Consider the following 1,262-nt stretch of genomic DNA (forward strand, 5'->3'; position numbering starts at 1 on the left):
CGGCGCTCAGCGAACCGGTGGGCTTGGACGACAGCACGTAGCCGATGTCCGCGCCCTTGGCCGCCGCGGCCGTCAGGCTGAAGCTGATCACCAGGTTGTTGGCGCCCGCGACGAAGGTGCCCAGCGAGAGTGGGTGGTCGGTGAAGTAGGTCTGCGCCGAGGCCAGCGCCGTGAAGCTGGTGCTGACCAGCGTGGTGGCACCGCTGACGACGCTGAAGTTCATGCTGGTGAAGCCGCCGTTGTAGGCCGTCATGCCCAGCAGGCCCAACGTGAGGTTGCTGTTGCTGGCCAGCGAGAAGTTGTAGCTGGCGCTGGCGCTGGCGCTGTAGCTGCGGCTGCCGAATGCACCCGCGCCATTGCTGGCACCCAGCGATCCCAGGCCCAGCACGCTGGCACCGCTCACGGCGGCCGAGACATTTGGGCGTCCGCTCAGGGCCGTGCTCAGCGCACTGGCGCCCGGCGCGCCATTGGTGAAGGCAAAGGCCTGCAGCCCAAGGCCACCCTTGCTCAGGTCCGGAAAACGAAACGGTGCCGCGGGGTCGAAGCTGCTGGCAGCCTGGCTGTGCACGCTGCCACCGGCTGCGGCCACCGCGGTGCTTTCGATTTTGGGAATCTGGGAGATGTCGCCGGTCACCCGGCTGATGGCGGTCGCCAGACCGATCCTGGCCGTGGTCCAGGCGTCAGAAAGCAGGTCCGCTGCGCCCAGGCCCTCGGTTTCGGCCTGCGCACGCGCCTGGCTGCCCCGGGCCGTGCTGCTGGCCCGTGCAAGCCCATCGAACTGCGTGGTGACCGCCAGCACGCTCGCATCCGCGGTGCCTTTGGCGCCAGCCGAGGCGCCGGCGCCACCTTCGGCGAGCCCGGTGATGACGGTGTGCATGCCGGTGGAGGCGGTTGCGACAACGCGGGCGCCCCCACCCAACTGGCTGCCAGCAGCGCGGCCTCCGATGGCGCTGAGGCTGAGATCCACCGAGCCGCCGGTCCAGGGGCCGAGATTGACCAGGGCCTCTGCTGCGCCTCCCGCGCCGCCTTGTGCCGAGCTGCCGCCTTGGCCCCCTTCACCGCCTTGCGCCTTGAGCGTTCCGCTCAGCACGGCCGAGATGTTTTCGGATTGCATCAATTGCGCGCTGGCACGGCCACCACTGCCACCCAGCGAGGCCTGTGCAGCACCGCCAGCACCGCCTGTTGCAGTTTCCACGTAACGAGGCAGCACAACGCCGAACAACATGTCGTCGACCACGCCATACACCACCGCGTCTCCCCCT

Annotated in this window: 1 pseudogene; it reads right to left on the bottom strand. The window is 69.0% G+C overall.

Going from position 1 to position 1,262, the window contains the following annotated elements:
- A pseudogene (locus tag FKP22_RS33220) lies at positions 1–1,262 on the bottom strand (hypothetical protein); the annotation flags it as partial.

Origin of the sequence: Ideonella azotifigens (genome assembly GCF_006519715.1) — a bacterium.
Lineage (GTDB): Bacteria > Pseudomonadota > Gammaproteobacteria > Burkholderiales > Burkholderiaceae_C > Ideonella > Ideonella azotifigens.